18 protein-coding genes and 1 tRNA gene are annotated in these 26852 nt (G+C 65.1%); 6 read left to right on the forward strand and 13 right to left on the reverse strand.

Annotated elements, in window-relative coordinates:
* Positions 1–23: 23 nt before the first annotated feature.
* The 11 genes from N6H05_RS07565 to hflK all read right to left on the reverse strand — a co-directional run bounded on the left by N6H05_RS07565 (position 24) and on the right by hflK (position 19617).
* Positions 24–97 (reverse strand) — tRNA-Gln (locus N6H05_RS07565).
* 241 nt (positions 98–338) lie between these two features.
* A complete protein-coding gene (rpoC, locus tag N6H05_RS07570) occupies positions 339–4595 on the reverse strand; it encodes a DNA-directed RNA polymerase subunit beta' (RefSeq protein ID WP_284113353.1) in 4257 nt (1418 codons plus the stop codon).
* Between the two features lie 79 nt (positions 4596–4674).
* Positions 4675–8832, reverse strand: a complete 4158-nt coding sequence (gene rpoB / locus N6H05_RS07575; RefSeq protein ID WP_284113354.1) for a DNA-directed RNA polymerase subunit beta — start codon at positions 8830–8832, stop codon at positions 4675–4677.
* Positions 8833–9138: 306 nt separating this feature from the next.
* Complete coding sequence (locus N6H05_RS07580; protein ID WP_284113355.1) at positions 9139–10482, reverse strand: aminotransferase class V-fold PLP-dependent enzyme; 1344 nt, start codon at positions 10480–10482, stop codon at positions 9139–9141.
* A 72-nt stretch (positions 10483–10554) separates the two neighbouring features.
* On the reverse strand, positions 10555–11940 hold the full coding sequence (locus N6H05_RS07585) for a cell wall hydrolase (RefSeq protein WP_284113356.1): 1386 nt from the start codon (positions 11938–11940) through the stop codon (positions 10555–10557).
* Positions 11941–11959: 19 nt separating this feature from the next.
* The gene (gene cysK / locus N6H05_RS07590; RefSeq protein WP_284113357.1) at positions 11960–12877 is read right to left on the reverse strand and encodes a cysteine synthase A; all 918 of its coding nucleotides are present in this window, start codon (positions 12875–12877) and stop codon (positions 11960–11962) included.
* Positions 12874–14178 carry an MFS transporter gene (locus N6H05_RS07595; protein WP_284113358.1) on the reverse strand — a complete coding sequence of 435 codons (1305 nt, stop codon included), beginning with the start codon at positions 14176–14178 and terminating at the stop codon, positions 12874–12876. The genes cysK and N6H05_RS07595 overlap by 4 nt, the downstream gene beginning before the upstream one ends.
* A gap of 86 nt (positions 14179–14264) precedes the next feature.
* Positions 14265–15896 carry a helicase HerA-like domain-containing protein gene (locus N6H05_RS07600; protein ID WP_284113359.1) on the reverse strand — a complete coding sequence of 544 codons (1632 nt, stop codon included), beginning with the start codon at positions 15894–15896 and terminating at the stop codon, positions 14265–14267.
* Between the two features lie 117 nt (positions 15897–16013).
* Positions 16014–17522 (reverse strand): Do family serine endopeptidase, encoded by a 1509-nt coding sequence (locus N6H05_RS07605; protein ID WP_017500403.1) that lies wholly within the window; start codon positions 17520–17522, stop codon positions 16014–16016.
* 128 nt (positions 17523–17650) lie between these two features.
* Positions 17651–18490 (reverse strand): protease modulator HflC, encoded by an 840-nt coding sequence (gene hflC, locus N6H05_RS07610; RefSeq protein ID WP_004208464.1) that lies wholly within the window; start codon positions 18488–18490, stop codon positions 17651–17653.
* Positions 18487–19617, reverse strand: a complete 1131-nt coding sequence (hflK, locus tag N6H05_RS07615; protein WP_284113360.1) for an FtsH protease activity modulator HflK — start codon at positions 19615–19617, stop codon at positions 18487–18489. The genes hflC and hflK overlap by 4 nt, the downstream gene beginning before the upstream one ends.
* A gap of 73 nt (positions 19618–19690) precedes the next feature.
* On the opposite strand from hflK, the gene N6H05_RS07620 reads away from it, so the two are divergent.
* Entirely contained in the window at positions 19691–20656 is a 966-nt protein-coding gene (locus N6H05_RS07620; RefSeq protein WP_284113361.1) for an Mrp/NBP35 family ATP-binding protein, read from the forward strand.
* Here N6H05_RS07620 and N6H05_RS07625 read toward each other — a convergent pair whose 3' ends face one another.
* Positions 20657–21115, reverse strand: a complete 459-nt coding sequence (locus N6H05_RS07625) for a GNAT family N-acetyltransferase (protein ID WP_284113362.1) — start codon at positions 21113–21115, stop codon at positions 20657–20659. It lies immediately after the preceding gene.
* A gap of 49 nt (positions 21116–21164) precedes the next feature.
* Entirely contained in the window at positions 21165–21842 is a 678-nt protein-coding gene (locus N6H05_RS07630; RefSeq protein ID WP_284113363.1) for a hypothetical protein, read from the reverse strand.
* 163 nt (positions 21843–22005) lie between these two features.
* On the opposite strand from N6H05_RS07630, the gene N6H05_RS07635 reads away from it, so the two are divergent.
* The 5 genes from N6H05_RS07635 to N6H05_RS07655 are packed head-to-tail and all read left to right on the forward strand — an operon-like array spanning position 22006 to position 26797.
* Complete coding sequence (locus tag N6H05_RS07635; protein WP_159367117.1) at positions 22006–22440, forward strand: CoA-binding protein; 435 nt, start codon at positions 22006–22008, stop codon at positions 22438–22440.
* 39 nt (positions 22441–22479) lie between these two features.
* Positions 22480–24759 (forward strand): molybdopterin cofactor-binding domain-containing protein, encoded by a 2280-nt coding sequence (locus N6H05_RS07640; RefSeq protein ID WP_284113364.1) that lies wholly within the window; start codon positions 22480–22482, stop codon positions 24757–24759.
* Positions 24759–25766 carry a ferrochelatase gene (gene hemH, locus N6H05_RS07645; RefSeq protein ID WP_284113365.1) on the forward strand — a complete coding sequence of 336 codons (1008 nt, stop codon included), beginning with the start codon at positions 24759–24761 and terminating at the stop codon, positions 25764–25766. The genes N6H05_RS07640 and hemH overlap by 1 nt, the downstream gene beginning before the upstream one ends.
* Before the next feature lie 18 nt (positions 25767–25784).
* Entirely contained in the window at positions 25785–26507 is a 723-nt protein-coding gene (gene phbB, locus N6H05_RS07650) for an acetoacetyl-CoA reductase (protein ID WP_284113366.1), read from the forward strand.
* On the forward strand, positions 26507–26797 hold the full coding sequence (locus tag N6H05_RS07655) for a ribbon-helix-helix domain-containing protein (RefSeq protein WP_284113367.1): 291 nt from the start codon (positions 26507–26509) through the stop codon (positions 26795–26797). Before phbB ends, N6H05_RS07655 begins: the two co-directional genes overlap by 1 nt.
* Positions 26798–26852 lie beyond the last annotated feature (55 nt).

Raw genomic sequence — 26852 nt, forward strand, 5'->3', positions numbered from 1 at the left:
TACAGGATGTTGCGGGAAAAGTTTGGATGCCCGACAAGGATTCGAACCTTGATTGACGGAGTCAGAGTCCGCTCTCTTACCATTAGAGGATCGGGCATCATCAGCAGGGCTTGCCCCGCTTGGGAGGCCGCAGATAGGCGGGGTTTCAGAGTCGGTCAAGCGCTTTGTGCAGCCTTTCCGTAGTTTTTTGTCGATCCTCCCGATCGCCGACCCGCTGCCTTCACCGGACAAAGAAAAGCCCGCCGGATCATCGCTGATCCGGCGGGCAATATGTCGGTCTCTCAAAACCGGGCTGGGAGCCGCTCCCGATGTAGGAAGCGGCTCCCGCCTTTTCAAAGTCAGTCCATGTCCTGCGTGGTGAAATCATCACCCTGCACGGCACCCAGCGGATCGTCGCCGATCGCGGCTTCCGGACCCTGGGCCAGTTCGGCCGCATGTTCCTCGGCCGCGCTCTTCGGCGCGATCAGGTCGACCTGGCTCGAAGCGCGCAGCGCAGCGCGCATCGCCGCGTCACGCGACGAGGCGGCAACGCGCAGGCGGTTCATGCCGGCACCGGTGCCCGCCGGGATCAGGCGGCCGACGATGACGTTTTCCTTCAGGCCAACCAGCGTGTCCTTCTTGCCTTGGACCGCCGCTTCCGTGAGGACGCGGGTGGTTTCCTGGAAGGACGCCGCCGAGATGAACGAACGGGTCTGCAGCGAGGCCTTGGTGATGCCGAGCAGCACCGGCTTGCCGGCGGCCGGGGCGAAGCCCGGCTGCAGCTTGCTGTTGATCTCGTCCATTTCCTCGCGGTCGACCTGCTCGCCCACCAGCAGGGTGGTATCGCCGGACTCGATGATCTCGACCTTCTGCAGCATCTGACGAACGATCGTTTCGATGTGCTTGTCGTTGATCTTCACGCCCTGCAAGCGATAGACTTCCTGGATTTCGGCGACCAGATATTCGGCCAGCGGCTCGATACCCAGCACTTCCAGAATGTCGTGCGGATCGGGCGAACCACCGATCAGGTTGTCGCCACGCTTCACGTAGTCGCCTTCCTGAACGTCGATCACCTTGCTCTTGGGGATCAGATATTCGACCGGCTCGCCGCCATCCTCGGGATTGATGGCGATCTTGCGCTTCGCCTTGTAATCCTTGAGGAACTGCACGCGACCCGAGACCTTGGCAATGATCGCATTGTCCTTGGGCTTGCGGGCTTCGAACAGCTCGGCAACGCGCGGCAGACCACCGGTGATGTCGCGGGTCTTGGCCGCTTCGCGGCTGACACGCGCCAGCACGTCACCGGCCTGAACCTCTGCACCATCGTCGACCGACAGGGTTGCACCGACCGCCAGCATGTAGCGGGCGGCTTCACCGCTATTGTCGTCCATCAGGGTTAGGCGCGGACGCAGATCTTCCTTCGTCCGGGCGGCACCACGATGTTCGATGACGACGCGCTGGGCGATGCCGGTGGCTTCGTCGGTCTGTTCGGTCAGCGTCTTGTTGTCGATCAGGTCGACATACTTAACGATACCCGGCTTTTCCGTGATCACCGGCATGGTGAAGGGATCCCACTCGGCGAAGCGATCGCCCTTCTTCACGGCGTCGCCATCTGCGAACAGGATGGTGGCGCCATAAGGCAGGCGGTGCGTTTCGCGTTCGCGACCTTCGCTGTCGATGATCGCGACTTCGCCGTTACGGGCCAGCGACAGGCGACGACCATTCTTGTCGGTGATGGTCGGCATGTCGCGCAGCTCGATCGTGCCGTCCGACAGGGCTTCCAGGTTCGACGTTTCGTTGAAGTTCGCCGCGCCGCCGATGTGGAAGGTACGCATGGTCAGCTGCGTGCCCGGTTCACCGATGGACTGCGCCGCGATGACGCCGACCGCTTCACCGATATTGACCGGCGTACCACGGGCGAGGTCACGGCCGTAGCACTTGCCGCAAACGCCCATCCGGCTTTCGCAGATCAGCGGGCTGCGGATCTTCACGGCCTGCGTGCCGATCGCCTCGATCTGGGTGATCATGGCTTCGTCCAGCAGGGTGCCGATCGGGATGATGACGGTGCCGTCCTTGCTGTCGACGATATCCTGTGCCGTGGTACGGCCCAGAATGCGTTCGCCCAGCGAAGCGATGACCGAACCACCCTGAACGATGGCCTTCATCTCCAGCGCCTTTTCGGTGCCGCAATCGTCCTCGACGATGGTGCAGTCCTGCGACACGTCGACCAGACGGCGGGTCAGGTAACCCGAGTTCGCCGTCTTGAGCGCGGTGTCGGCCAGACCCTTACGGGCACCGTGGGTCGAGTTGAAGTACTCGAGAACGGTCAGACCTTCCTTGAAGTTCGAGATGATCGGCGTTTCGATGATCTCGCCCGACGGCTTGGCCATCAGGCCGCGCATGCCGGCCAGCTGCTTCATCTGGGCCTGCGAACCACGGGCACCCGAGTGCGCCATCATGTAGATCGAGTTGATCGGTGCCAGACGGCCGGTCTTGGGATCCTTGGGCTGGGCGCGGATCTCGTCCATCATGGCGTTGGCGACCTGGTCGCCGCAACGGCTCCAGGCGTCGATCACCTTGTTGTACTTTTCCTGCTGCGTGATCAGACCGTCCTGATACTGCTGCTCATAGTCCGCGACCAGTGCCTTGGTCTCGTCGACCATCGTCACCTTGCTGTCGGGGATGACCATGTCGTCCTTGCCGAAGCTGATGCCGGCCTGGAACGCGTGGCGGAAGCCCAGCGACATGATGGCGTCGGCGAACAGCACCGTGTCCTTCTGGCCGGTGTGACGATAGACCTGGTCGATGACGTCACCGATTTCCTTCTTGGTGAGAAGGCGGTTGACGACGTCGAAGGGCACCTTGTGCGACTTGGGCAGGCATTCGCCCAGCAGCATGCGACCCGGCGTGGTCTCGAAGCGCTTCATATACTGCTGACCATTTTCGTCGGTCTGCGGCACGCGGCTGATGATCTTCGAGTGCAGGGTGACCGCCTTGGCATAGAGGGCCTGATGGACCTCCTGCATGTCGGACAGCAGCATGCCTTCGCCCGGCTCGCCTTCGCGTTCCATCGACAGGTAATAGATACCCAGGACCATGTCCTGCGAGGGAACGATGATCGGCTTACCGTTGGCGGGCGACAGGATGTTGTTGGTCGACATCATCAACACGCGCGCTTCCAGCTGGGCTTCCAGCGAGAGCGGAACGTGGACGGCCATCTGGTCACCGTCGAAGTCGGCGTTGAAGGCCGAGCAGACGAGCGGGTGCAGCTGGATCGCCTTGCCTTCGATCAGCACGGGCTCGAACGCCTGGATGCCGAGGCGGTGAAGCGTCGGTGCGCGGTTCAGCATGACCGGGTGCTCGCGAATGACTTCGTCGAGGATGTCCCAGACTTCCTTGCGCTCCTTCTCGACCCACTTCTTGGCCTGCTTCAGGGTCATGGACAGACCCTTGGCGTCAAGGCGGGCGTAGATGAAGGGCTTGAACAGTTCGAGCGCCATCTTCTTGGGCAGACCGCACTGATGCAGCTTGAGTTCCGGACCGGTCACGATGACCGAACGACCCGAATAGTCGACGCGCTTGCCGAGCAGGTTCTGACGGAAGCGGCCCTGCTTGCCCTTGAGCATGTCGGACAGCGACTTCAGAGGACGCTTGTTGGCACCCGTGATGACGCGGCCGCGACGGCCGTTATCGAACAGGGCGTCGACGGCTTCCTGCAGCATGCGCTTTTCGTTGCGGACGATGATGTCCGGCGCCCGCAGCTCCATCAGGCGCTTCAGGCGGTTGTTACGGTTGATGACGCGGCGATACAGATCGTTGAGATCGGAGGTCGCGAAGCGGCCACCGTCCAGCGGCACCAGCGGGCGCAGTTCCGGCGGGATGACCGGCACGACGTCCAGGATCATCCACTCGGGGCGGTTGCCCGATTCCAGGAAGCTCTCGACGACCTTCAGCCGCTTGATGATCTTCTTGGGCTTCAGTTCCGACTTGGTGACGGCCAGTTCGTCCAGCAGCGCCTGCTTCTCGCCTTCCAGGTCGAGATCCATCAGCATCTGCTTGACGGCTTCGGCGCCGATGCCGGCCGAGAAGGCGTCCTCGCCATATTCGTCCTGCGCGTCGAGCAGTTCGTCCTCGGTCAGCAGCTGATATTTCTCCAGCGGGGTAAGGCCCGGCTCGGTGACGATATAGCTTTCGAAATAGAGGACGCGCTCAAGCTGCTTGAGCTGCATGTCGAGCAGCAGGCCGATGCGCGAGGGCAGCGACTTCAGGAACCAGATATGGGCAACCGGCGCGGCCAGTTCGATATGGCCCATGCGCTCGCGGCGGACCTTCGACACGGTCACTTCCACGCCGCACTTTTCGCAGACGATGCCCTTGTACTTCATGCGCTTGTACTTGCCGCACAGGCACTCATAGTCCTTGATCGGACCAAAGATGCGGGCGCAAAACAGGCCGTCACGCTCGGGCTTGAACGTGCGATAGTTGATGGTTTCCGGCTTCTTGATTTCGCCGAAGGACCAGCTGCGGATGCGCTCCGGGGAGGCGAGGCCAATCTGTATCTGGTCGAAGGTTTCCGGCTTCTGGATCGGATTGGCGAAGTTCGTCAGTTCGTTCATATCTCAAGTCCCTCTAGAGGGTGTAATTTTCGGGCGAAGCAGGGGAGGGGGCGCTGCCGGAGCAGCGCCCGCGCATCCCTTATTCCGCCGCAGCCGCCATGCCGTCGTCGTCAATCTCGTCCATCGCGGCGAGTTCGACGTTGAGGCCCAGCGAACGCATTTCCTTGACCAGCACGTTGAAGCTTTCGGGAATGCCGGCCTCGAACGTGTCGTCGCCCTTGACGATCGCCTCATAGACCTTGGTGCGGCCGACCACGTCGTCCGACTTGACCGTCAGCATTTCCTGCAGCGTGTAGGCGGCGCCATAAGCCTGGAGCGCCCACACTTCCATTTCACCGAAGCGCTGGCCACCGAACTGCGCCTTGCCGCCCAGCGGTTGCTGGGTGACGAGCGAGTAGGGGCCGATGGAACGTGCGTGGATCTTGTCGTCGACAAGGTGATGCAGCTTCAGGACATACTTGTAGCCAACGGTCACCTTGCGGTCGAACACGTCGCCGGTACGGCCGTCGAACAGCGAAACCTGGCCGGATTCGTCCAGGCCCGCCAGCTTCAGCATCGCCGACACGTCGGATTCGACGGCACCGTCGAACACAGGCGTCGCCATCGGCACGCCTGCACGGACATTCTGCGCCAGCTCGACGATCTGCTCGGGGCTGCGCGCCTCGATTTCGGCGACATAATTGTCGCCATAGATCGTCTTGAGCAGTTCCTTCACCGCCTCGGGGGGCTGGCCCGCCTCGGGGTTCGGATTGGCTTCACGCCATGCGTCCAGAGCCTGGCCGATCTGGGCGCCCAGGCCGCGTGCGGCCCAGCCCAGATGGGTTTCGAAGATCTGACCGACGTTCATGCGCGACGGCACGCCCAGCGGGTTCAGCACGAAGTCGACGGGGGTGCCGTCTTCCAGGAAGGGCATGTCTTCGGCCGGCAGGATGCGGCTGATGATACCCTTGTTACCGTGACGGCCGGCCATCTTGTCGCCCGGCTGCAGCTTGCGCTTCACCGCGACGAACACCTTGACCATCTTCAGCACGCCCGGCGGCAGCTCGTCGCCGCGCTGCAGCTTGTCGACGCGATCCTCGAACTTCTCGACGATCAGCTTCACTGCTTCGTCATACTGCGCCTTGACGGCTTCGATGCCGGTCTGACGGACATCGTCCTCGACCGCGAACTTCCACCATTCGTGACGCTCGACTTCGCCCAGCAGAGTCTCGTCGATCACAACGCCCTTCTTGACGCCCTTGGGGGCGGCAGTGGCGGTCTGGCCGATCAGCATTTCCTGCAGACGGTTGAAGGTCGCACGGTTGAGGATGCCGCGTTCGTCTTCACGGTCCTTGGCGAGACGGTCGATTTCCTCCCGCTCGATCGCCATGGCACGTTCGTCCTTGTCGATGCCGTGACGGTTGAAGACGCGGACTTCCACGACGGTACCGGCAACGCCCGGCGGCAGGCGCAGCGAGGTGTCGCGCACGTCGCTGGCCTTTTCACCGAAGATCGCGCGGAGCAGCTTTTCTTCCGGGGTCATCGGCGATTCACCCTTGGGGGTGATCTTGCCGACCAGGATGTCGCCCGGTTCCACTTCGGCGCCGATGTACACGATGCCAGCCTCGTCGAGGTTGCGCAGCGCTTCTTCACCGACGTTCGGAATGTCGCGGGTGATGTCTTCCGGACCCAGCTTGGTGTCGCGGGCCATGACCTCGAACTCCTCGATATGGATCGAGGTGAAGACGTCATCCTTCACGATCCGCTCGGAGATCAGGATGGAGTCTTCGTAGTTGTAGCCGTTCCAAGGCATGAACGCGACGAGCACATTGCGGCCCAGCGCCAGCTCGCCGAACTCGGTCGACGGGCCGTCGGCGATGACGTCGCCGGCCTGCACCAGTTCGCCCACCTTCACCAGCGGACGCTGGTTGATGCAGGTGTCCTGGTTGGAGCGCTGGAACTTCTGCAGCGTGTAGATGTCGACGCCCGACTGGCCGGGTTCGACATCGCCGGTGGCGCGGATCACGATACGGGTCGCGTCGACCTGGTCGATGATGCCGGCGCGCTTGGCGGCGATCGCCGCGCCCGAGTCACGGGCCACGGTGCCTTCCATGCCGGTGCCGACGAACGGCGCCTCGGCACGGACCAGCGGGACCGCCTGACGCTGCATGTTCGATCCCATGAGGGCGCGGTTGGCGTCGTCATTTTCCAGGAACGGGATGAGCGAGGCCGCTACCGACACCAGCTGCTTGGGGCTGACGTCCATCAGAGTGATGTTGTCGCGCGGCGCCATCAGGAATTCGCCGGCTTCACGGGCGGAGATCAGGTCTTCCGCCAGCGTGCCGTCGGCATTGGTTTCGGCGTTGGCCTGCGCGATCGTGTGCTTGGCTTCTTCCATCGCCGACAGATAGACGACGTCGTTGGTCACCTTGCCGTCGATCACCTTGCGGTACGGAGTTTCGATGAAGCCGTACTTGTTGACGCGGCTGAAGGTGGCCAGCGAGTTGATCAGACCGATGTTCGGGCCTTCGGGCGTTTCAATCGGGCAGATACGGCCATAATGGGTCGGGTGAACGTCGCGGACTTCGAAGCCGGCGCGCTCACGCGTCAGACCACCCGGCCCAAGGGCCGACACGCGGCGCTTGTGGGTGACTTCCGACAGCGGGTTGGTCTGGTCCATGAACTGCGACAGCTGCGAGCTGCCGAAGAATTCACGCACCGCGGCCACGGCGGGCTTCGCGTTGATCAGGTCGTTCGGCATCACGGTCGATACGTCGACCGAGCTCATGCGCTCCTTGACCGCACGTTCCATGCGCAGCAGGCCGACGCGATACTGGTTTTCCAGCAGCTCACCGACCGAGCGGACGCGACGGTTGCCGAGATTGTCGATATCGTCGATCTCGCCCTTGCCGTCCTTCAGGTTCACCAGTTCCTTGACGACCGCCAGGATGTCCTCGACGCGCAGGGTGGTGACGGTGTCCTCGGCATCGAGGTCGAGGCGCATGTTCATCTTCACGCGGCCGACCGCGGAGAGGTCATAGCGTTCCGGATCGAAGAACAGGCCGGCGAACAGCGCTTCGGCGGTTTCCTTCGTCGGCGGCTCGCCGGGGCGCATGACGCGATAGATGTCGCTCAAGGCCTGGTCGCGCTCTTCGGCCTTGTCGGCCTTGAGCGTGTTGCGGATCCAGGGACCGGTGGTGACATGGTCGATGTCGAGCAGTTCCAGACGGTCGATGCCCGCCTTGTCCAGCTTTTCGAGGTTCTCAGGCGACACTTCGTCGCCGGCCTCGATGTAGATCTCGCCGGTCTTCTCGTTGATCAGGTCATAGGCGCTGTAGCGGCCATAGACTTCCTCGGTCGGGATCAGCAGGGTGGTCAGGCCATCCTTTTCCGCCTTGTTGGCAGCGCGCGGGCTGATCTTGTGGCCGGCGGCGAACACGACTTCGCCCGATTTGGCGTCGACGATGTCGAACGCGGGCTTCAGGCCGCGCCAGGCTTCGGCGGTGTAGGGGATCTGCCAGCCGCCTTCGCCACGGACGAAGGTCACCTTGTTGTAGAACTGGCCCAGGATTTCCTCGGCGGTGAGGCCGAGCGCGTACAGCAGCGCGGTGACAGGCAGCTTGCGCTTGCGGTCGATACGCACGTTGACGATGTCCTTGGCGTCGAACTCGAAGTCGAGCCACGAACCACGGTAAGGAATGACGCGGGCAGCGAACAGATACTTGCCCGACGAGTGGGTCTTGCCACGGTCATGGTCGAACAGGACGCCCGGCGAACGGTGCATCTGCGACACGATGACGCGCTCGGTGCCGTTGACGATGAAGGTGCCGTTCTGCGTCATGAGCGGCATGTCGCCCATGTACACGTCCTGCTCCTTGATATCGAGGACCGAACGGGTTTCGGTGTCGGCATCGACCTCGAACACGATCAGGCGCAGGGTGACGCGCATCGGCGCGGCATAGGTGATGCCACGCTGGCGGCATTCCTCGACGTCGAACTTCGGGTCTTCCAGCTCATAATGGACGAAATCCATTTCGGCGGTGCCGGCGAAGTCGCGGATCGGGAAGACGCTGCGCAGGGTCTTTTCCAGGCCCGACACATAGCCGATCGCCGGGTTGGAGCGCAGGAACTGTTCGTAGCTCTCCCTTTGAACTTCGATCAGGTTCGGCATCTGCACCACTTCGTGGATGTCGCCGAACACCTTGCGGATGCGCTTCTTAGCGCCGGTGTTGATCGTTGGGAGAGCCTTGGTCGCCATGCGGTTCCTGCCTGTCGTCTGTTCGTCGTGTTTTTCCGCATTGCAACGGAAATTCAGTCCGGATGCTCTGGAATCCGGGGTGATTCGCACCCCATATTCCACGCAAAAAAGTGCGGGCCGGGACTGTCCGATCCGCACTGTCAGCGTCTTGTCGCCCGCCAAACTCGCCCAATTCCGCCGGTTTCGTGCGCCATGCGAACCGGACCCCGAGCGATGAGGGGGACGGACCATCCCATCCGGGGAGGACAGGAACGGACCGATTTCGAACCGCCCATATAGGAAAAGCGGGCGGCTTTGTGAAGGGGGTCAGGTGAAGAGATGCCGCTCCACCCTGATCGCCGCGACCAGCCGGTCCAGTTCGGCGCTGCTGTTGAACAGGGCAGGCGTCACGCGCAGCACCGGCCCGGATGCGAGCCCGGCCTTGGCCACCACCAGCAGGCGATATTTGTCGAGGAACAGCTTGGCGGCCTGTTTGGCGCCATCCGGCCCCTTCATGCCGGGCAGGCGGAAACCGGTGACGGCGCCGAAGCGGCCGGCCTCCTGCGGCACCAATATCTCCAGCCCGGCGATGTCGCGAACCCGTTCGACCCAATAGTCGCGCAGCCGGACGAGATGGCGATATTTCGCCTCCAGTCCGATCGCATCCTGCACCGCGATCGCGCGCGGGATGGTCAGGCGGGCGGCGAAGTCGACCGTGCCGGTCGGGATGCGCGCGCGAATATCTTCCGGCCCATGGATGCGGTTGCCGAGCCAGGGGGAAATGTCCTGCAGCCGATCCTTGCGGATATAGATGCCGCCGGTGCCGAGCGGTGCTGCGAGCCATTTGTGCAGTGAGAAGCCGATGAAATCGGCGCCGGTGTCCTCGACCGTGAAGGGCAGGTGGCCGACGGCCTGGGCGCTGTCCAGGATCACGTCGACGCCCCGCGCCTTGGCCATGGCGACGATCGCCTTGACCGGCGGCACCAGCCCGTTGCGGTTGGACAAATGGGTGAGCAGCAGCAGCTTCGCGCGCGGCGTTTCCTTCAATATCCTGTCATAGGCCGCCAGGATATTCGCTTCCGTATGCGGCTCGGGCAGGCTGAAGCGGACGATGCGGGCGCCCCGGCTCTGCTCCAGATAGTCGCAGGCATATTGCATCTCGTCATAGTCGACATCGGCATAGATCACCGCGTCGCCGGCCTTGAGCAGCGCGTAATTGGCGATCAGCGCATAGAGCGCCTCGGTGCCGCCGCCCGACAGCGCGATCTCCTCGGTCTGCGCGCCGAGCAGCTTGGCCACGGCCGCGCGCGACCGGTCCAGTTCCGTGTCGCGCGGATGGCCAGGCGCGGCATTGCGCAGGAACAGCGAATTGTTGCGGTTCACCCATTGCGAATAGGCGCGATAGCTGGCTGCGACCGGCCGGGTCATCGCCCCATAATAGGCCGCATCGAAGGTCGCGAAATCCCGCTCCACGTCATAGAGGGGCAGCAGTGCGCGCTGCGCCGCCTCGAAATCCGTCATGTCGCCGCTGAAGCTGAAAGGGGCCTCGTCGGGCCAGCCATCCGACGGCCCGGTCGTGGCCGCAACCGCGCCGTCCAGCCCCAGGCCGACACCGAAAGTGACACCCAGGGCGCCGCCTGCCCGTCCGATAAAGCCCCGCCGCGTAACCATCTTGCCCCCGAAGAATGTCGTGATTTTATACCATAACGTAATCGCGCGTGAAATCCGCCAGCGCCGTCCGCATCAGGAGCCGGATGGCGTTATGGGTGTCACCTTCGGTGTCACGATCGGTGGCGCGGCGGGTGGGGGCGGGGCAATCTTGACCGTCTCGAACCGCTCCTTGCGCCGCACCCCGTCCAGCGAAGGCACGATGACGGCTGCGGGCGGCGACGCTGGCGTTACAGTCGGCACGCGCTGGCGCATGCATTCGGCCTTGGTCGGGCGGGGGAACTGGCTGCAGTTCCACAGTGCGCGCTGCAATCCGTTGCCGACATAATGGATATAGGCGAAGCTCATCGCCTCAAGCTGGGCGTCGTTGAGCGGCAGGCCGGTCGGGACGGCGCCGCCGCGCCAGCCCATGATCCGGCATTCGGGCCGGCCGGCACAGAAGGTCTCGGCCAGCGCGGGCCAGCTTTCCGGCGGGCTGCTGCGATTGAGTTCGACCAGGAAGCTGCGCCCGCCCGGTGCGATCGCGATCAGCCGGACGCCGCCGATTGTCTTGCCCAGCGAGTCCGATCCGATCGCGCGTTCCGGCCTGGCGGCCAGCGCGGCGGCGGCTTCGGTCGCCAGCACCGGCGGCATGCCCGGCAGGCCGCTGCCCGGCAAGCCCTGATGCGCGGCGGACAGGCGGGCGATGCGGGCGATCAGCGGTTCGCCACCGCCTTCGCCCAGGCGGAAGGCAGGCGGCGTGCCCCACCAGCCACGCCAGCGGAAGAACAGATGCGTGCCGACCGCGGTGATCTTGTCCAGGCTACCGCTCCAATAGGGCACCACCCAGTCGGTATGATAATGGGTGGCATAGCCGACAGCCTTGAACACCTTGCCGGCCAGCGCGCCGCGCGCAATCTCCCGCGCCCGTGCCCAGGCGCCGATGGATGGCGTGCGGGCCAGCGCGCCGTCGCAGGTGAAGGTGAACTGGCAGCCGGTGGTCCGTTCCTGCCCCTGGAACACCACGCCACAGACCGTCTTGGGGAAGGCCGGGTGGCGCACGCGGTTGAGCACGACCTGTGCCACTGCCTGCTCGCCGACGGCATCGTCGCCCGCTTCGTAAAGCTGGGCCGCCGCCAGGCAGTCGGTGGCGCGGGCGAGGTCGGTTTCCGATCCGCGGAACAGGAACGGCCGGGCCGATGGATTGGGATCGCGGGAAAAGGGGATCTGGGCGTTGAGGTCGCGGGCCTGCTCGGGGCCGAGTGCAAAAACTTTGACGGGTTCGACCGCGGGCGGTGGCGTTGTGGGGCGGCGCAAACGGGCGGCCGCTACAGCCGCCAGCCGGCGGCCCTGCGTCACCTCATCGCCAGCGCGCGGCCGGCTTTCCCAGCCGGCCACCGCCATGGGCAGACCGACGAACAGCAACAGCCATATCAGCCACATCGCGCGATGTGGCCGGTCAGGGAAAGTGCCGCCGGTCATGCCCTAGGCTTTGCGCCGCTTATTCGGGCAGGAAGTCGGGCACCGAGAGATAGCGTTCGCCCGTGTCATAATTGAAGCCCAGAACGCGGCTGCCTGCGGGCAGTTCCTTCAGCTTCTGTGCGATCGCGGCGAGCGTGGCGCCCGACGAGATGCCGACCAACATGCCTTCCTGGCTGGCGGCGCGACGGGCATAGTCCTTCGCATCGGCCGGATCGACCTGGATCACGCCGTCCAATATCTGGGTGTGCAGGTTCGCCGGGATGAAACCGGCGCCAATGCCCTGGATCGGGTGCGGGCCGGGCTGGCCGCCGCTGATGACCGGCGACAGGGTCGGCTCAACCGCATAGACCTTAAGGTTCGGCCACTGCTTCTTCAGCACCTCGGCGGTGCCGGTGATATGGCCGCCCGTGCCCACGCCGCTGATCAGCACGTCGATCGGCGCATCCGCGAAATCGGCGATGATTTCCTGCGCGGTTGTGCGGACATGCACGTCGATATTGGCGGGATTCTCGAACTGCTGCGGCATCCAGCTATCGGGCGTCTGCGACACCAGTTCCAGCGCCCGTTCGATCGCGCCCTTCATGCCCTTTTCGCGCGGGGTCAGGTCGAAACTGGCGCCATAGGCCAGCATCAGCCGGCGGCGTTCGATCGACATGCTCTCGGGCATGACCAGGATCAGCTTATAGCCCTTGACCGCAGCGACCATGGCCAGGCCCACGCCGGTATTGCCCGACGTCGGCTCGATGATCGTGCCGCCCGACTTCAGGTCGCCCGATGCTTCGGCCGCCTCGATCATGGCCAGCGCGATGCGGTCCTTGATCGACCCGCCGGGGTTCGACCGTTCCGACTTGATCCACACTTCAGCGTCCCCGAACAGCCGGTTGACCCGGACATGGGGGGTATTGCCGATGGTATCGAGAATAGTGGCAGCTTTCATTGGGCCGTCTCCTGGCTGATGTCCGCCTCCCTTAAGTCGGGTGGGTCGAAAGTGCGTGCAAGGCGCAGTTCGGGAAAGAGCCGCGCCCAGAATATCGTGACGAGAATGGCGCCGACGCCACCCCCGATGACCGCAGCGATAGGCCCAACGAGCGCCGCAAGGAAGCCCGATTCCGCTTCGCCCAGTTCGTTGGAGGCGGAAATGGTCAGTTGCGACAGGCTGGAGACCCGGCCGCGCATCGCATCGGGCGTGTGCAACTGCACCAGCGACTGGCGCACGAATACCGACACCATGTCGGCGCCGCCCAGCACGATCAGCGCGGCGATGCCGGCCTCCACCGCGATGTCGCGCGGCAGGAAGGCGGTGCAGCCGAAGGCGATCGTGGCCAGGCCGAACAGGATGACCGCCGCCAGCATCTTGAGGCCGACCTGCGTTTTCATCGGGCGGAAGGAGAACCAGAGCGCGGTCAGCGCCGCGCCGATCCCCGGCGCGATCGCCAGATGACCATAGCCGGTCGACCCGACATGCAGGATGTCGCGGGCATAGACGGGCAGCAGCGCGGTCGCGCCGGCCAGCAATACCGCGAACAGGTCCAGCGTGATAGTCGCCAGCACCAGCCGGTTGCTCTTGAGGTAGGTGAAGCCGTCGATCATCTGGCGGATGGGGTGGCGGCCCTGCTGGCGCGGCGGCTGGGGCACGGGCCCAATCATCATCATTGATATCAGGCCGACGCCGAACAAGGCCGCTGACAGCGCATAGGCGGCCCAGGGCTCGATCGCATAGGCATAGCCGCCCACCGCCTTGCCGAGGATGTCGCCGGTCTGCCAGGCGACCGACGACAGGGCGATGGCGGTCGGCAGCACGGCGGGCGGCACCAGATTGGGCGCCAATGCCCCATAGGCCGGCCCGTTGAACGCGCGGGCGATGCCGACGATGACCGCGATGCCGAAGATCAGCGGCAGGCTGACCCAGCCCTCATAGGTGGCGAAGGCCAGCACGGCGGCGGCAAGCATCAGCAGCGCCAGCGTCAGCCGGGTGATGATCCGTCGGTCGAAATGATCGGCCACCCAGCCAGTCACCGGCGTCAGGAAGAAGAGCGGCAGGAACTGCGCCAGGCCCATGAGGCCAAGCTGCGCCGACGCCTCGCCCGTGCTCATCGTCTCCCGCGCGACATTATAGGCCTGCCAGGCGAGCAGAATCATCATGCTGTACTGCGCCAGCGTGGCGCAGAAACGGCCGACCAGATAGGCGCGGAAATTGCCGAAATGGAGCGGGTGGGGCGCGGCTGCAGAGGAAGACATGGCCGCGCTCTAGCCTTATCCCGTGGCGGATAGCAACGGGCCGGACATAATCGACCGGCCCCCTGTTCATCCTTACTGGCCTATCCTTATTTGAACAGGCTGCCCAATATGCCGCGCACCAACTGGCCGGCGATGCCACCGCCCGAGGATCTGCGGCTCGATCCGCCGAACACGGCACGGCCCAGTTCATTGGCGACCTGGCGGCCGACCGAGGAGGCGGCGGAGCGGGTCGCCGACTGCACCGCCTTGTCGAGGCTGCTGGGCTTGGCCGCCTCGCGCGCGGCGGCCGCGTCACGACGGGCCCGCTCCTTCAACTCCTGTTCGCGCTGCTTCGCCTCGACCTTGGCCTGAGCGGCGGCGGCCTTGTCGGCTTCGGCCTTGGCCTTGGCCGCCTGCGCGGCGGCAGCGGCGGCCTCGCCGCGCGCGGCCAGGATTTCCTCGGCGGATTCGCGGTCGACGGCGGTGTCATATTTGCCCTCGCAGGGCGAGATCGACTGGATGATCGCCCGCTCCTTGGCATCGACCGGACCCAGGCGTGAACGGGGCGGGGCGATCAGCGTGCGCTGGACCACGCCGGGCGCGCCATCTTCCTGCAACAGCGATACCAGCGCTTCACCGGTCTTGAGTTCGGTGATCGCGGTTTCGATGTCGAGATCGGGGTTGATGCGGAAGGTGTCGGCCGCGGCCTTGATCGCCTTCTGGTCGCGCGGGGTGAAGGCACGCAGCGCATGCTGCACCCGGTTGCCCAACTGGCCGGCAATGGCTTCGGGAATGTCGATCGGGTTCTGGGTGACGAAATAGACGCCCACGCCCTTGGAGCGGATCAGGCGCACCACCTGCTCGATCTTGTCCTGCAAGGCGGCCGGCGCGTCGTCGAACAGTAGATGGGCCTCGTCGAAGAAGAAGACCAGCACCGGCTTTTCCGGATCGCCCACTTCGGGCAGCGTCTCGAACAATTCGCTCAGCAGCCAGAGCAGGAAGGTGGCGTAGAGCTTCGGGCTCTGCATCAGCTTGTCGGCGGCAAGCACGTTCACATAGCCGCGCCCCTTGTCGTCCACCTTCAGGAAGTCGTGGATGTCGAGCGCGGGCTCGCCGAAGAAATGGTCGCCGCCCTGGGTTTCGAGCTGGAGCAACTGGCGCTGGATCGCGCCGACGCTGGCCTTGGTCACATTGCCGAAACGGGCCGACAGCGTATCGGCATTTTCCGCGCAATAGGCGAGCATGGCCTGCAGATCGCCCAGGTCGAGCAGCAGCAGCCCTTCCTCATCGGCATATTTGAAGGCGATGTTGAGCACGCCTTCCTGCGTGTCGTTTAGGCCCATCAGCCGGGCCAGCAGCAGCGGCCCCATCTCGCTGACCGTGGTGCGGATCGGATGGCCCTGTTCGCCATAGAGATCCCAGAAGATCGCGGGATTGTCGGCATAGCTGTAATCGGCGATGCCGATTTCCTTGGCGCGCGAGACCAGCTTGTCGGCATTTTTGGCGGTCGGCGAACCGGCCATCGAAATACCCGACAGGTCGCCCTTCACATCGGCCACGAACACCGGAACGCCAAGCGCGGAGAAGCTTTCGGCGATGCCCTGCAACGTCACCGTCTTGCCGGTGCCGGTTGCGCCGGCGATCAGGCCGTGGCGATTGGCCCGGCGCAGGTTGAGATATTGGGGGATGCCGCCGTCCTTTTCGGGCGCGCCCAGACCAAGGAAGATGCCGTCGCTCATGGGCTTATGCTCCTCAAAAACGGGTCGGGCCGCGCCCGCCGGACTGTCTGCTCCTTCTTAGAAGGGAGGCAGGCAATCCGGCAAGCGCGGCCCGTAACGATTGTCGCTTTCGCTGACTTACTTGTCGCGCAGGCGGATGGGCAGGAACAACGGCGCCTGGCCGCGACGCAGCACCTGCAGCAGGATGGCGTTGCGACCCTGGGCCGACACCGCCTTCACCTGCGCATCCAGATCCGCCTGGGTCAGCACCGGCCGGTTATTGGCCGACAGGATCACGTCGCCGCGACGCAGGCCCTTGGCGCCGGCATCGGTCGACCCGTCGACGGCGGTGATGACGATGCCGCGGGTGTCGCCGGCAACGCCCAACTGGCGGGTGATGCTGGGGGTCAGCGGGATGGCAGAGATGCCCAGCGACTTCTGGGCCGCCTGGGTGTCGCTGCCCTGGTCGCCCTGCTGGCTGAAATCATCATCCTGCTGCTGGGCGAAGTTATTGAGTTCGTCTTCGCTCGGGCGCTCGCCCACGACCGCGTTCAGGGTCATGCGCTGGCCGTTGCGCAGCAGCACGATCGGCACGCTCGACCCGATCTTGCTGTTGGCGACGATCGACGACAGATTCTGGTCCGGCGTCACTTCCTGACCGGCGACGCTGACGATCACGTCGCCTGCCTTGATGCCGGCCTTTTCGGCGCCCTTGCCAGGCTCGACGCCCTGCACGAACTCGCCGCGATTCTTGGCAAGGCCGAGCGAGTCCGCCATGTCCTCGCCCAGCGGGCTGATCTGCACGCCCAGATAGCCGCGCTTGATGCTTTGGCCCTGGCGCAGCGTGTCGACGATCGGCGCCGCCTGTTCCGAGGGGATGGCGAAGCCGATGCCGACATTGCCGCCCGAGGGCGACAGGATCTGGCTGTTGATGCCGATCACATTGCCGCGCATGTCGAACATCGGGCCGCCGCTATTGCCCTGGTTGATCGATGCGTCGGTCTGGATGAACTTGTCATAGGTGCCGCCGGTGCCGCGATGCACGGCGGAGATGATGCCGGCGGTCACGGTGCCCGACAGGGCGAAGGGGTTGCCGATCGCGACGACCCAGTCACCGACGCGCGCCTTGGTGCTGTCGCCGAACTTGACGAAGGGCAGGGGCTTCTTCGCGTCGATCTTGAGCACGGCGAGGTCGGTTGCGGGATCGCGGCCGACCAGCTTGGCGGGATATTCTTCCTTGTTGGTCATGGTGACCGTGATGCTGTCGACGCTGGCACCTTCCGCACCGGCCGACACGACGTGATTATTGGTCACGATATAGCCATCGGCCGAGATCAGGAAGCCCGAGCCAAGCGACTGGGCCTGACGGGTCTGCGGCTTGCCGCCGCCGCCCTGGCCGAACAGGTCGCCAAAGGGCGTGCCGGCGAAGGGATTCTGCACGGTGACGCGCTGCTTGGTCGAGATGTTGACCACGGCCGGCTGCAGCTTTTCGACCATGTCGGCCAGGCTGGCGGGCGCGCCGGCGGGGGCAGCGGCCTGCAGGCCTTCATTCTGGGCGGTCTGCGCGCCGACATTGGAACTGGTCGTGACGGCGATGGCGGTGCCGCCGAGCAGCAGGGCGCCGGTGATGGCATAAGCGTAACGCACTCGTGACGGTCCTCTTCAGAAATTCGGGAGCGGGAAGGGCGGGACTCTCGGGGAGCCTTATCGATGCGCCGCCCTGCCTTAACCGATATTGAATGACACTGGTTCCGTAATGATCCTGAAACCTGCTGTTAGCGGCCCTGGAACTGCTTCAGGAACTCATTGTCCTTCGACAATACCATCGTCGTGCCGCCCGCCCGATCCGGGGCGAAGGTATAACGATAGGCCTGCATGGCGCGATAGAAGTCATAGAAATTCGCGTCCTTGCCAAAGCTTTCCGCATAGATGCGGGCGGCATTGGCGTCAGCCTCGGCGCGAATGATCTGTGCCTGCTTCAGGCCCTGGGCGCGGATCGTCAGCGCTTCCTGCTGGCGCGCGGTGCGCATGCGGGTGAAGGCGCTTTCCAGCGGCGTGCCGTCGGGCAGGTCGGCGCGCTTGATCCGCACGTCGACGATCTCGGCGCCATATTGGCGCGCGACCCGGTCAAGCCCGGCCTCGATATTCTGCATCACCTGGCCGCGTTCGGGGCTCAGCAGCGCGGCGAAAGGCCGCTTGCCCAGTTCGTTGCGCAGCGCCGAGCCCAGGATCGGGCGCAGCGCGTCCGACACCTTCTCCTCGCTGCCGGCCGAAATATACATGCGCAGCGGATCGACGATGCGATAGCGGGCAAAGGCATCGACCTGCAGGCGCAACTGATCGGTCGAAAGCACCTGCTGGCGCTCCATCTCGACCGAGAGCACGCGCTTGTCGATCCAGACGATCTGGTCGAAGAAGGGCACGCGCAGGATGACGCCGGCGCCGGTCTTGCCGAAATCCTCGTTCGGGCGATAGCGGTTGATGATCTGCTTGGGCTCGCCGAAGCGGACGATCACGCCCTGCCGCGTTTCCGGCACGATGGTGACGGTGCTGCCGACCAGGATCAGTAGGATGATCGCGCCGATGGCGAGGGCGATGGGATTGCGCAAGCTCACTGGCCTTCCTCCGTCGCATTGGCAGCCGACTGGGGTGTCCCCTGGGCGCGCCGCTTGAGTTCGGGAAGGGGCAGGAAGGGGGTGACGTTGCCGCTTTCGACGATCGTCTTGTCGACGGTGGACAGGACACCCTCCATGGTTTCGTAATACATGCGCCGGCGGGTCACGTCGGGTGCCAGCCGATATTGTTCATAGACCTTGTCGAAGGCTGCGGCTTCGCCCTGCGCCTTGGCCGTGACCTGCTGTGCGGCGGCACGGGCCTCGTTCAGATAGGTCTGGGCGGTCTGCTGCGCGGCCGACACTTCCTTGAAGGCGTCGTTGACGGCAGCCGGCGGATCGGCCTGCTTGATCGCCACGCCCTGGACGCGGATGCCCGACTTGTAGCCGTCGAGAATCTCCTGCATCCGCTGTTCGACCTGCTGCTCGATCTCGGTGCGACCCGCACCCAGCGCATCGTCCAGGCTGACGCTGGCGACCACCGAGCGCATCGCGCTTTCCGCCACTTCGCGGATCGATGCGTCCGGGTCGGCCAACTGGAACAGATAGAGTTCCGGATTGCGGATGTTCCAGCGCACCGAATAGGCCAGGTCGACGATATTCTGGTCGCCGGTCAGCACCAGATTTTCGCTCTCCGCGCTGGCCGAACCGATGTCGATCGTGCGGATTTCCTCGACATCGACCGTGCGCACCGCCTCGAACGGGGCGGGCAGGGTCAGGCTGATGCCGGGCGAGAGGGTGCGGCTATATTTGCCGAGCAGGGTGACGACGCCGCGTTCCTGCGGGCCGACCCGGTGGAAACTGGTCAGCACCAGCCACACGGCTACGACAATGCCGACGGCGATCGGCCACAGCGCCCGGCCGTTCGCGCGCGGCGGCAGGCCACCGAAGCCGCCGCCCTGGCCAAAGCTTTCGCGGCTCTTGCGCAGCAATTCCTCGATCGCGGAAGGGGATTTTGCGCCGGCCGGCTTGCCGGGCTGGGTCCAGGGATTCCGCGGGCCATCACTGCCCCCGCCGGACCCGTTCTTGCCCGGTCCGTCATTGCCCTCAGGCCCGTCACCCTTGCCGCCCCAGGGACCCTGGGCCATGGCGCTCGCGATGCCGGGCATCCACCCGAATAATCTTCTCATGTCATCTCTATAGGAATGGCTGCACGCGAAAAACAGTGCCCTTAACGACGATTATTGCCTAGAGGGCCCAGTCATGACCGATATCGATGATTTTGCCGCCCGCCTGAAGACGCTGACCGATGGCCGTGCCAGCGCACCGCGGGTGAAGGATGGCGTCATGACCCTGGCGCTCGACGTGGGCGGCCTGGCACCCGAAAAGCGCGATGCCGTGGCTGCCGCCATCCGCGAGGGCGGCCTGATGCTGCCGGGCGTCACCGACGTGCGCATCGCCATGACCGCCGAACGCCGCGCGCCGCGCATTATCGCCGTGGCGTCGGGCAAGGGCGGGGTGGGCAAGTCGACCCTGTCGGCCAATCTCGCCATCGCTTTGTCGCGGCTGGGTCACAAGGTCGGTCTGGTCGATGCCGATATCTACGGCCCGTCGCAGGCGCGCCTGCTCGCCAGCGAGGATCAGAAACCGCAGGCGCGCGAAAAGCGCCTGTTCCCGGTCGAAAGCCCGCTCGGCATTCCGATGCTGTCGATGGCGCATCTGGTCGATCCCGGCAAGGCGCTGGCCTGGCGCGGGCCGATGGTCGGCAATGCGCTGGGGCAGTTGATCGACGCCGACTGGGGCGACACGGACCTGCTGGTCATCGACCTGCCGCCGGGCACCGGCGACATCCAGCTGACCATGCTCCAGAAGCACAAGCCGGCCGGCGCCGTGATCGTCTCTACGCCGCAGGATCTGGCGCTGATGGATGCGACCCGCGCGATCAGCCTGTTCGAACAGGCGCAGGTGCCGATGATCGGCCTGGTCGAGAATATGGCCGGCTATGCCTGCCCGCATTGTGGCGAAGTGTCCGATCCGTTCGGCTGCGGTGGCGCGGAAGCGGCTGCCGGCGAGCTTGGCCTGTCCTTCATCGGCCGCATTCCGCTGGCGATCGACATTCGCAAGCGCTCCGACGCGGGTGATCCACCGGCGGCTGGCGAAGGGCCGCATGCCGATGCCTTCCGCGCCGTGGCGGAAAAGGTCGCGGCCTGGCTGGCGAAGGCCGCCTGATCAGAGGGCAAGGTGCAGGAACTGGTTGAAGGTGCTCGCGCGATAATCGCCGAACGCCTCGCCATTGCCGAAGCCGTGCCGGCGATAGAGCGTCAGCGCTGGATCGAAGGCGGGGCCGCTGCCGGTTTCCAGGCTGAGCCGGGTCATGCCGCGCTGCCGTGCCTGCCCGATAATATGGCGTAGCAGCGCCGCAGCCACGCCCCGGCGCAGATGGTCGGGATGGGTGCGCATCGATTTGAGTTCGCCCTGGCCATCGCCCAGATCGCGCAGCGCGGCTACGCCGGCGATCTCGTCGCCATCCCAGGCGGTCCAGACGCAAATGTCCGGTTGCTGCAATCCCGACAGGTCGAGCGCGAAGACGCTTTCGGGCGGCGATTCCGCCTGCATGCCGGCCAGATGGATGGCCAATAGCGCGCGGGTCGGTGCGCCGCTCAGATCGTCTTGGCGAATATCGAACATGGGCAGGGTCTAGCCGTGGCGCGTGCGGTGCGCCACGGCCAAGTCCGGCTTATTTGACGTTGATCTCCAGCGACGGGTCGACCATCGACCGACGCGGTGCCGGCCGGGCGGCCGGCAGCGGCGCGGCGCGGGGTGCGGGCACGTAGCTGGCGGGGATCGGTGCCGGCTGGCCCAGCATGGGCGCGGGGCGGCGTGGCGGTGCCAGCGCGATCTCATTCTGGGTGAAGGCCTGCAATTCGCGGCCCGCCGGGATGATCGCCGTCTTGCCGGTGATGAAGCCCGCGAACACGCCGGCCGCGATCACGCCGCCGATGGTCGCGGCGGTATTGCCCTCGCCCTCCTGGCGGAAGCTGCCCTTGATGGGGATGCGACGCCCGGCCACTTCGATATAGCGCAGCTCGATATTCATCTTGCCCGACTTGCCGAACGCGCCCTTGCCGGTCAGCCAGGTCACTTCGCCTACGGCACGGGCGTTCATCGGGATTACGACATAGCCATCGACCATCACCGGATCGGCGACCGACAGGTCGAACATCGACCCTTCCTTGGCGGTCTTGCTGGACAATTCGCTGTTCATGCGCAGCATGACGGCGGTGTTGGCGGGCAGGACCATGGCCGGACTGGCCTCGGGCGCCTGCATGATGGGCAGCGGCGCATCGGCTTGTGCCAGCAGCGGCTGGGCACTCGCGGACATGATGGCAAGCGCGGTAATGACGATAGACTTCATCTCAGACCCCCTGAATACGGCCCGTCCCCACCGGCCGGCGCGAATCGCGCATTGCCGGGCCTAGCCGGATGCGGCTTAGGAATTGGTTAGGACAGAGGCGAGCCAAGCCCCTTGTTCGCGCCTTCGCCCTGCCCATATCGGGGGCCAGGACAGGAGGACCGCCATGCCGCTCACCGCCGCGCAGGATATTGCCGATCTGCTCAACGAAACCCGGACGATCGCACTGGTCGGCATTTCCGATCGCCCCGACCGGCCGAGCTACAGCGTGATGAAGACGCTGCAGGATCATGGCTATCGGGTGCTGCCGGTCAATCCGCAGATCGCCGGCGAACATGTCCATGGTGAATTCGTCTGGGATCGGCTGTCGGACATCGGCGTGCGGATCGACATGGTCGATATCTTCCGGCGCAGCGAGGCCGCGGGCGCGGTGGTGGACCAGGCGATCGCCGCTGGCGCCAAGTCGGTCTGGATGCAGTTGGGGGTGATCGATGCTGATGCCGCCGCGCGGGCCGAAGCGGCAGGCCTCAAGGTCGTGATGGACTATTGCCCCGCGATCGAGATCCGGCGGCTTGGCCTTGCGCCGATCGCGGCGGATTAGCCCTAGGCAGCACGGCCCCGCGCCTCTATCAGCAAGGCCATGGCGCGAGCACCGTTGAAACGACGCAAAGACAGAGGTTTGAGCGATAGAGGTGTGAGCCGTCGCACGCTGCTGGTCGGTGGCGGCGCGGCAGCCGGACTGGTTCTGGCCTGGGCCGCCTGGCCGCGCAGCTATCGGCCCAATCTCAATGTCGGGCCGGGCGAACAGGTTTTCGACGCCTTCCTCAAGATCGACCGGGCGGGGCAGGTGATCGCCATCGTGCCGCAGACCGAAATGGGGCAGGGGGTGTCCACCATCCTGCCGCAGATTTTGGCGGACGAACTGGGCGCCGACTGGCGCACGGTCGCGGTGCAGAGCGCGCCGATCAGCCCGCTCTATGCCAACGGCCTGCTGGCGCGTGACTGGCTGGCAAGCGACTGGACCCGCGTGGCGGGCGATGCAGGCACCTGGGCGATCGACCAATATGCGACGCGCAGCGCGCTGATGCTGACCGGGGCAGGCACGTCGGTGCCGATGTTCCATGACGCCTATCGTAGGGCGGGTGCGGCGGCGCGTGTGCTGCTGTGCAAGGCGGCGGCGGCGCGCTGGGGCGTGCCCTGGGAAAGCTGCGACATCCAGAATGGCATCATCACCGACGGCGCGGAGCGCAAGCTGCGGCTGGGCGATGTGGTGGAGGATGCCGCCGGTTTCACCCTGCCCGACATCCTGCCCTATCGACAGGGCAATGACGGCCGGCTGACCGGGCTGGATCTGCCCCGGCTCGACACCCCGTCCAAGATCGACGGCAGCCATAATTTCGCCGCCGACATCCGTTTGCCCGACATGGTCTTCGCCTCGATCCGGCAGGGGCCGATCGGCGACGCCGTGCTGAAGGATGCGCGCGATGCCGAGGCGCAGAAGGTCACTGGCTTTCTGAAACTGGTGCGCACGGAGCGCTGGATCGCGGCGGTCGGCACAAACTGGTGGGCGGCGAACCGGGCGCTCGATCTGATCGATCCCAGCTTCACCCTGCGCGGCACGCCGGTCGACAGCGGTCGCATCGATGCTGCGTTGGAGGATGCCTTTTCCGGGGATGCCGGCCGGCGTCTCTATGTGCAGGGCGACCTGCTGCCGGTGTTCGAGAAGGCGACGATCCTGGCCAGCGAATATCAGGTCGATCCCGGCCTGCACCTGGCGCTTGAGCCGATGTGCGCGACGGCGCGGGTGACGGAGGAGGGCGCCGAAGTCTGGATGGCGACGCAGGCGCCCGCGCTGGCCCGCGCCGCGATCGCGGATGCGCTGGGCCTGTCGGACGGCGCGGTGACGCTTTACCCGCTTCATGCCGGCGGCGCGACCGGACGGCATATGGATTGGGAGGCGGGCGTGCAGGCCGCGCTGATCGCGCGCGATGTCGGCCGTCCGGTGCAACTGCTCTGGTCGCGGCTGGAGGATGTGATTCAGGATCGGCCGGGCGCCCCGGCACATGCCCGCATGGCGGCCAAGCTGGGCCGTGGTGGCATGGTAGAGGGATGGCTGGCCAAGGTGGCGGCTCCCTGCGCCATGACCCAGACCTGGTCGCGCATCGCTGGTGGCAAGCTGCCGCATGAGGCTGCGGCCGAAGCGGGCGACAAGGCGACCCGGCTGGCCGTGGCCGGCATGGTGCCGCCCTATGCCATTCCCAATTGGGCGGTGGATCATTATCCCGCTGACGTTGGCCTGCCGCTCGGCTTCATGCGCGGCAATGCGCATCTCCATGGTGCCTTCTTCACCGAATGCTTCCTTGACGAGCTCGCCCATCTGGCGGGGATTGAGGCGATGTCCTTCCGTATCCAGATGCTGGGCGGCAACCCGCGCCTCGCCCATTGCCTCTCCACGGCAGCGGCCATGGGCGGCTGGCAGGGGGGCATTGCCGGCAGCGGGCAGGGGATCGCCGCGCATATGATGAACGGCGCCTATGCCGCCGTGATGGTCGAGGCGGGGATCGAGGGCAATACGCTCAGCGTCCGGCGGATGGTCGCGGCAGTGGATTGCGGCGACCAGGTCAATCCCGATATCGCCCGGCAGCAGATAGAAAGCGGGCTGATCCATGGTCTCGCGCTCGCCATGGGGGCGTCGGTGCCCTATGCCGGTGGCATGCCGACGCGCGCGATGCTGGGGCGGATGAACCTGCCGCGGCTAGGCGACATCGGAGAGGTCAGCGTGGAGCTGATCCGCAGCACGGCCGACCCGGCCGGCGTCACCGACCTAGGCGCACCGCTCGCCGCGCCGGCGATCGCCAATGCGCTCTTCACCGTCACCGGGCAGCGATTCCGCAGCCTGCCGATCATGGGGAATGGCTGATGCCTGACAGCGAAGTTGACACTCGAACGCCGTCGCGCGTCGGCGTGCTGCTGATCAATCTCGGCACGCCGGACGCGCCCGATACCAAATCGGTGCGCCGCTATCTGGCGGAATTTCTGTCCGACCCGCGCGTGGTGGAAATTCCGCAGATCATCTGGCAACCGATCCTGCGCGGCGCGGTGCTGACCACCCGGCCGAAAAAGTCGGCCCATGCCTATCAGCAGGTGTGGATGCCCGGCGGGTCGCCGCTGGCTGTCTATACCCGTAAGACGGCGGAGGCATTGCAGCGGGCGATGGGGCCGGACCTGATCGTCGACTGGGCGATGCGCTATGGCAATCCGTCGATCGCCAGCCGGCTCCAGGCGATGATGGCGCAGGGGTGCGACCGCATCCTTCTGGCGCCGCTCTATCCGCAATATTCCGGCGCGACCACCGCGACTGCGCTGGACAAGGCCTTCGCCGCGCTAGCCGACATGCGGCTGCAACCGGCGATCCGCACCCTGCCGCCTTATTATGCCGATCCCCATTATATCGCCGCGTTGAAAACATCGATCGACGGACATCTGGCGCAGCTCGACTTCAGGCCCGACGCGCTGCTCGCCAGTTTTCATGGCATGCCGGAGCGGACGCTGAAGCTGGGCGATCCCTATTTTCACCAGTCGGTGGAGACGGTCCGGCTGCTCGACATGGCGATGGATCTGCCCGTTCATATGAGCTTCCAGTCGCGCTTTGGACGGGCCAAATGGCTGGAACCGGAGACAGAGGCGACGCTCACCAAATTGGTGAAGGAAGGTGTCCGGAACATTGCTGTCGTGACACCCGGATTTTCGGCAGATTGTCTGGAAACCCTAGAGGAAATCGGGCTTCGCGCGAAAGAAGTTTTTTTAGCGGAAGGTGGCGAAAAATTTGCCTTTTTGCCCTGTCTAAACGCATCCTCCGAAGCTATCACCCTCTACCAGCGGCTGGTCGGCCGCGAACTTTCAGGATGGGTGGACCAGAGGGTCTAGCACAGAGAGGACAGGCGCATGTCGAGAGTAGCGATCGTGACCGGCGGAACCCGCGGTATCGGGGAAGCCATCAGCCTGGCACTCAAGGAAATGGGATATACGGTTGCCGCCAACTATGCCGGCAACGAAGAAAAGGCCAAGGCCTTCACTGACGCCACCGGCATCGCGACCTTCAAATGGGATGTCGGCGATCATCAGGCCTGCCTGGATGGCTGCGCTGCCGTGGCGGAAGCGCTCGGCCCGGTCGACATCGTCGTCAACAATGCGGGCATCACCCGTGACGGCGTGCTCGCCAAGATGAGCTTCGACGACTGGAACGAAGTCATGCGGATCAACCTGGGCGGTTGCTTCAACATGGCCAAGGCGACCTTTGGCGGCATGCGCGAGCGCGGCTGGGGCCGCTTCGTCAATATCGGTTCGATCAACGGCCAGGCCGGCCAATATGGCCAGGTCAACTATGCCGCTGCCAAGTCGGGCATCCATGGCTTCACCAAGGCTCTGGCGCAGGAAGGCGCGAAGTTCGGCATCACCGTCAACGCGATCGCGCCCGGCTATATCGACACCGACATGGTTGCCGCCGTGCCGGCACCGGTGCTGGAAAAGATCGTCGCCAAGATCCCGGTCGGCCGTTTGGGTCAGGCGCATGAGATCGCCCGTGGCGTTGCCTTCTTCTGCAGCGACGAGGGCGGCTTCGTGACCGGCAGCACGCTGTCGATCAACGGCGGCCAGCACATGTATTGATGGCCAAGGGCGATGCTTCCGATGGCGCAGCCGCGTCCGGGGCGTCGCCCTTTGCCCCTCCGGTCAAGCGCAGCGTGACCATTGCCGGGCACCAGACCGCGATCAGCCTGGAGCCGATTTTCTGGCAGGCGCTGCGCGACGCCGCTGGGGAGGCCGAATTGCCGATCAATGCGCTGATCGCCCGGATCGATGTGGCGCGGATAGCGGCGGACGATCCGCCCAATCTGGCCAGTGCCATACGCTGCTGGCTGTTTGCCCGGACGATGCTGACGGATTCCCCCGACGCCTGACTGTCTCTGTTGCCATTCCTGCATTGCTATAGCGTTTCTTCCGGGCTTCTGCGCC

This window comes from Sphingobium sp. WTD-1 (genome assembly GCF_030128825.1).
Taxonomy (GTDB): domain Bacteria; phylum Pseudomonadota; class Alphaproteobacteria; order Sphingomonadales; family Sphingomonadaceae; genus Sphingobium.

What these genes read in the sequence shown, in the direction of transcription:
- N6H05_RS07585 (WP_284113356.1), bottom strand. Translation starts at nt 11,940, where the DNA reads ATGACCGGCGGCACTTTCCCTGACCGGCCACATCGCGCGATGTGGCTG.
- rpoC (WP_284113353.1), bottom strand. Translation starts at nt 4,595, where the DNA reads ATGAACGAACTGACGAACTTCGCCAATCCGATCCAGAAGCCGGAAACC.
- rpoB (WP_284113354.1), bottom strand. Translation starts at nt 8,832, where the DNA reads ATGGCGACCAAGGCTCTCCCAACGATCAACACCGGCGCTAAGAAGCGC.
- N6H05_RS07595 (WP_284113358.1), bottom strand. Translation starts at nt 14,178, where the DNA reads ATGTCTTCCTCTGCAGCCGCGCCCCACCCGCTCCATTTCGGCAATTTC.
- N6H05_RS07635 (WP_159367117.1), top strand. Translation starts at nt 22,006, where the DNA reads ATGCCGCTCACCGCCGCGCAGGATATTGCCGATCTGCTCAACGAAACC.
- phbB (WP_284113366.1), top strand. Translation starts at nt 25,785, where the DNA reads ATGTCGAGAGTAGCGATCGTGACCGGCGGAACCCGCGGTATCGGGGAA.
- N6H05_RS07625 (WP_284113362.1), bottom strand. Translation starts at nt 21,115, where the DNA reads ATGTTCGATATTCGCCAAGACGATCTGAGCGGCGCACCGACCCGCGCG.
- cysK (WP_284113357.1), bottom strand. Translation starts at nt 12,877, where the DNA reads ATGAAAGCTGCCACTATTCTCGATACCATCGGCAATACCCCCCATGTC.
- N6H05_RS07580 (WP_284113355.1), bottom strand. Translation starts at nt 10,482, where the DNA reads ATGGTTACGCGGCGGGGCTTTATCGGACGGGCAGGCGGCGCCCTGGGT.
- hflK (WP_284113360.1), bottom strand. Translation starts at nt 19,617, where the DNA reads ATGAGAAGATTATTCGGGTGGATGCCCGGCATCGCGAGCGCCATGGCC.
- N6H05_RS07600 (WP_284113359.1), bottom strand. Translation starts at nt 15,896, where the DNA reads ATGAGCGACGGCATCTTCCTTGGTCTGGGCGCGCCCGAAAAGGACGGC.
- N6H05_RS07655 (WP_284113367.1), top strand. Translation starts at nt 26,507, where the DNA reads ATGGCCAAGGGCGATGCTTCCGATGGCGCAGCCGCGTCCGGGGCGTCG.
- N6H05_RS07630 (WP_284113363.1), bottom strand. Translation starts at nt 21,842, where the DNA reads ATGAAGTCTATCGTCATTACCGCGCTTGCCATCATGTCCGCGAGTGCC.
- N6H05_RS07620 (WP_284113361.1), top strand. Translation starts at nt 19,691, where the DNA reads ATGACCGATATCGATGATTTTGCCGCCCGCCTGAAGACGCTGACCGAT.
- hemH (WP_284113365.1), top strand. Translation starts at nt 24,759, where the DNA reads ATGCCTGACAGCGAAGTTGACACTCGAACGCCGTCGCGCGTCGGCGTG.
- N6H05_RS07640 (WP_284113364.1), top strand. Translation starts at nt 22,480, where the DNA reads ATGGCGCGAGCACCGTTGAAACGACGCAAAGACAGAGGTTTGAGCGAT.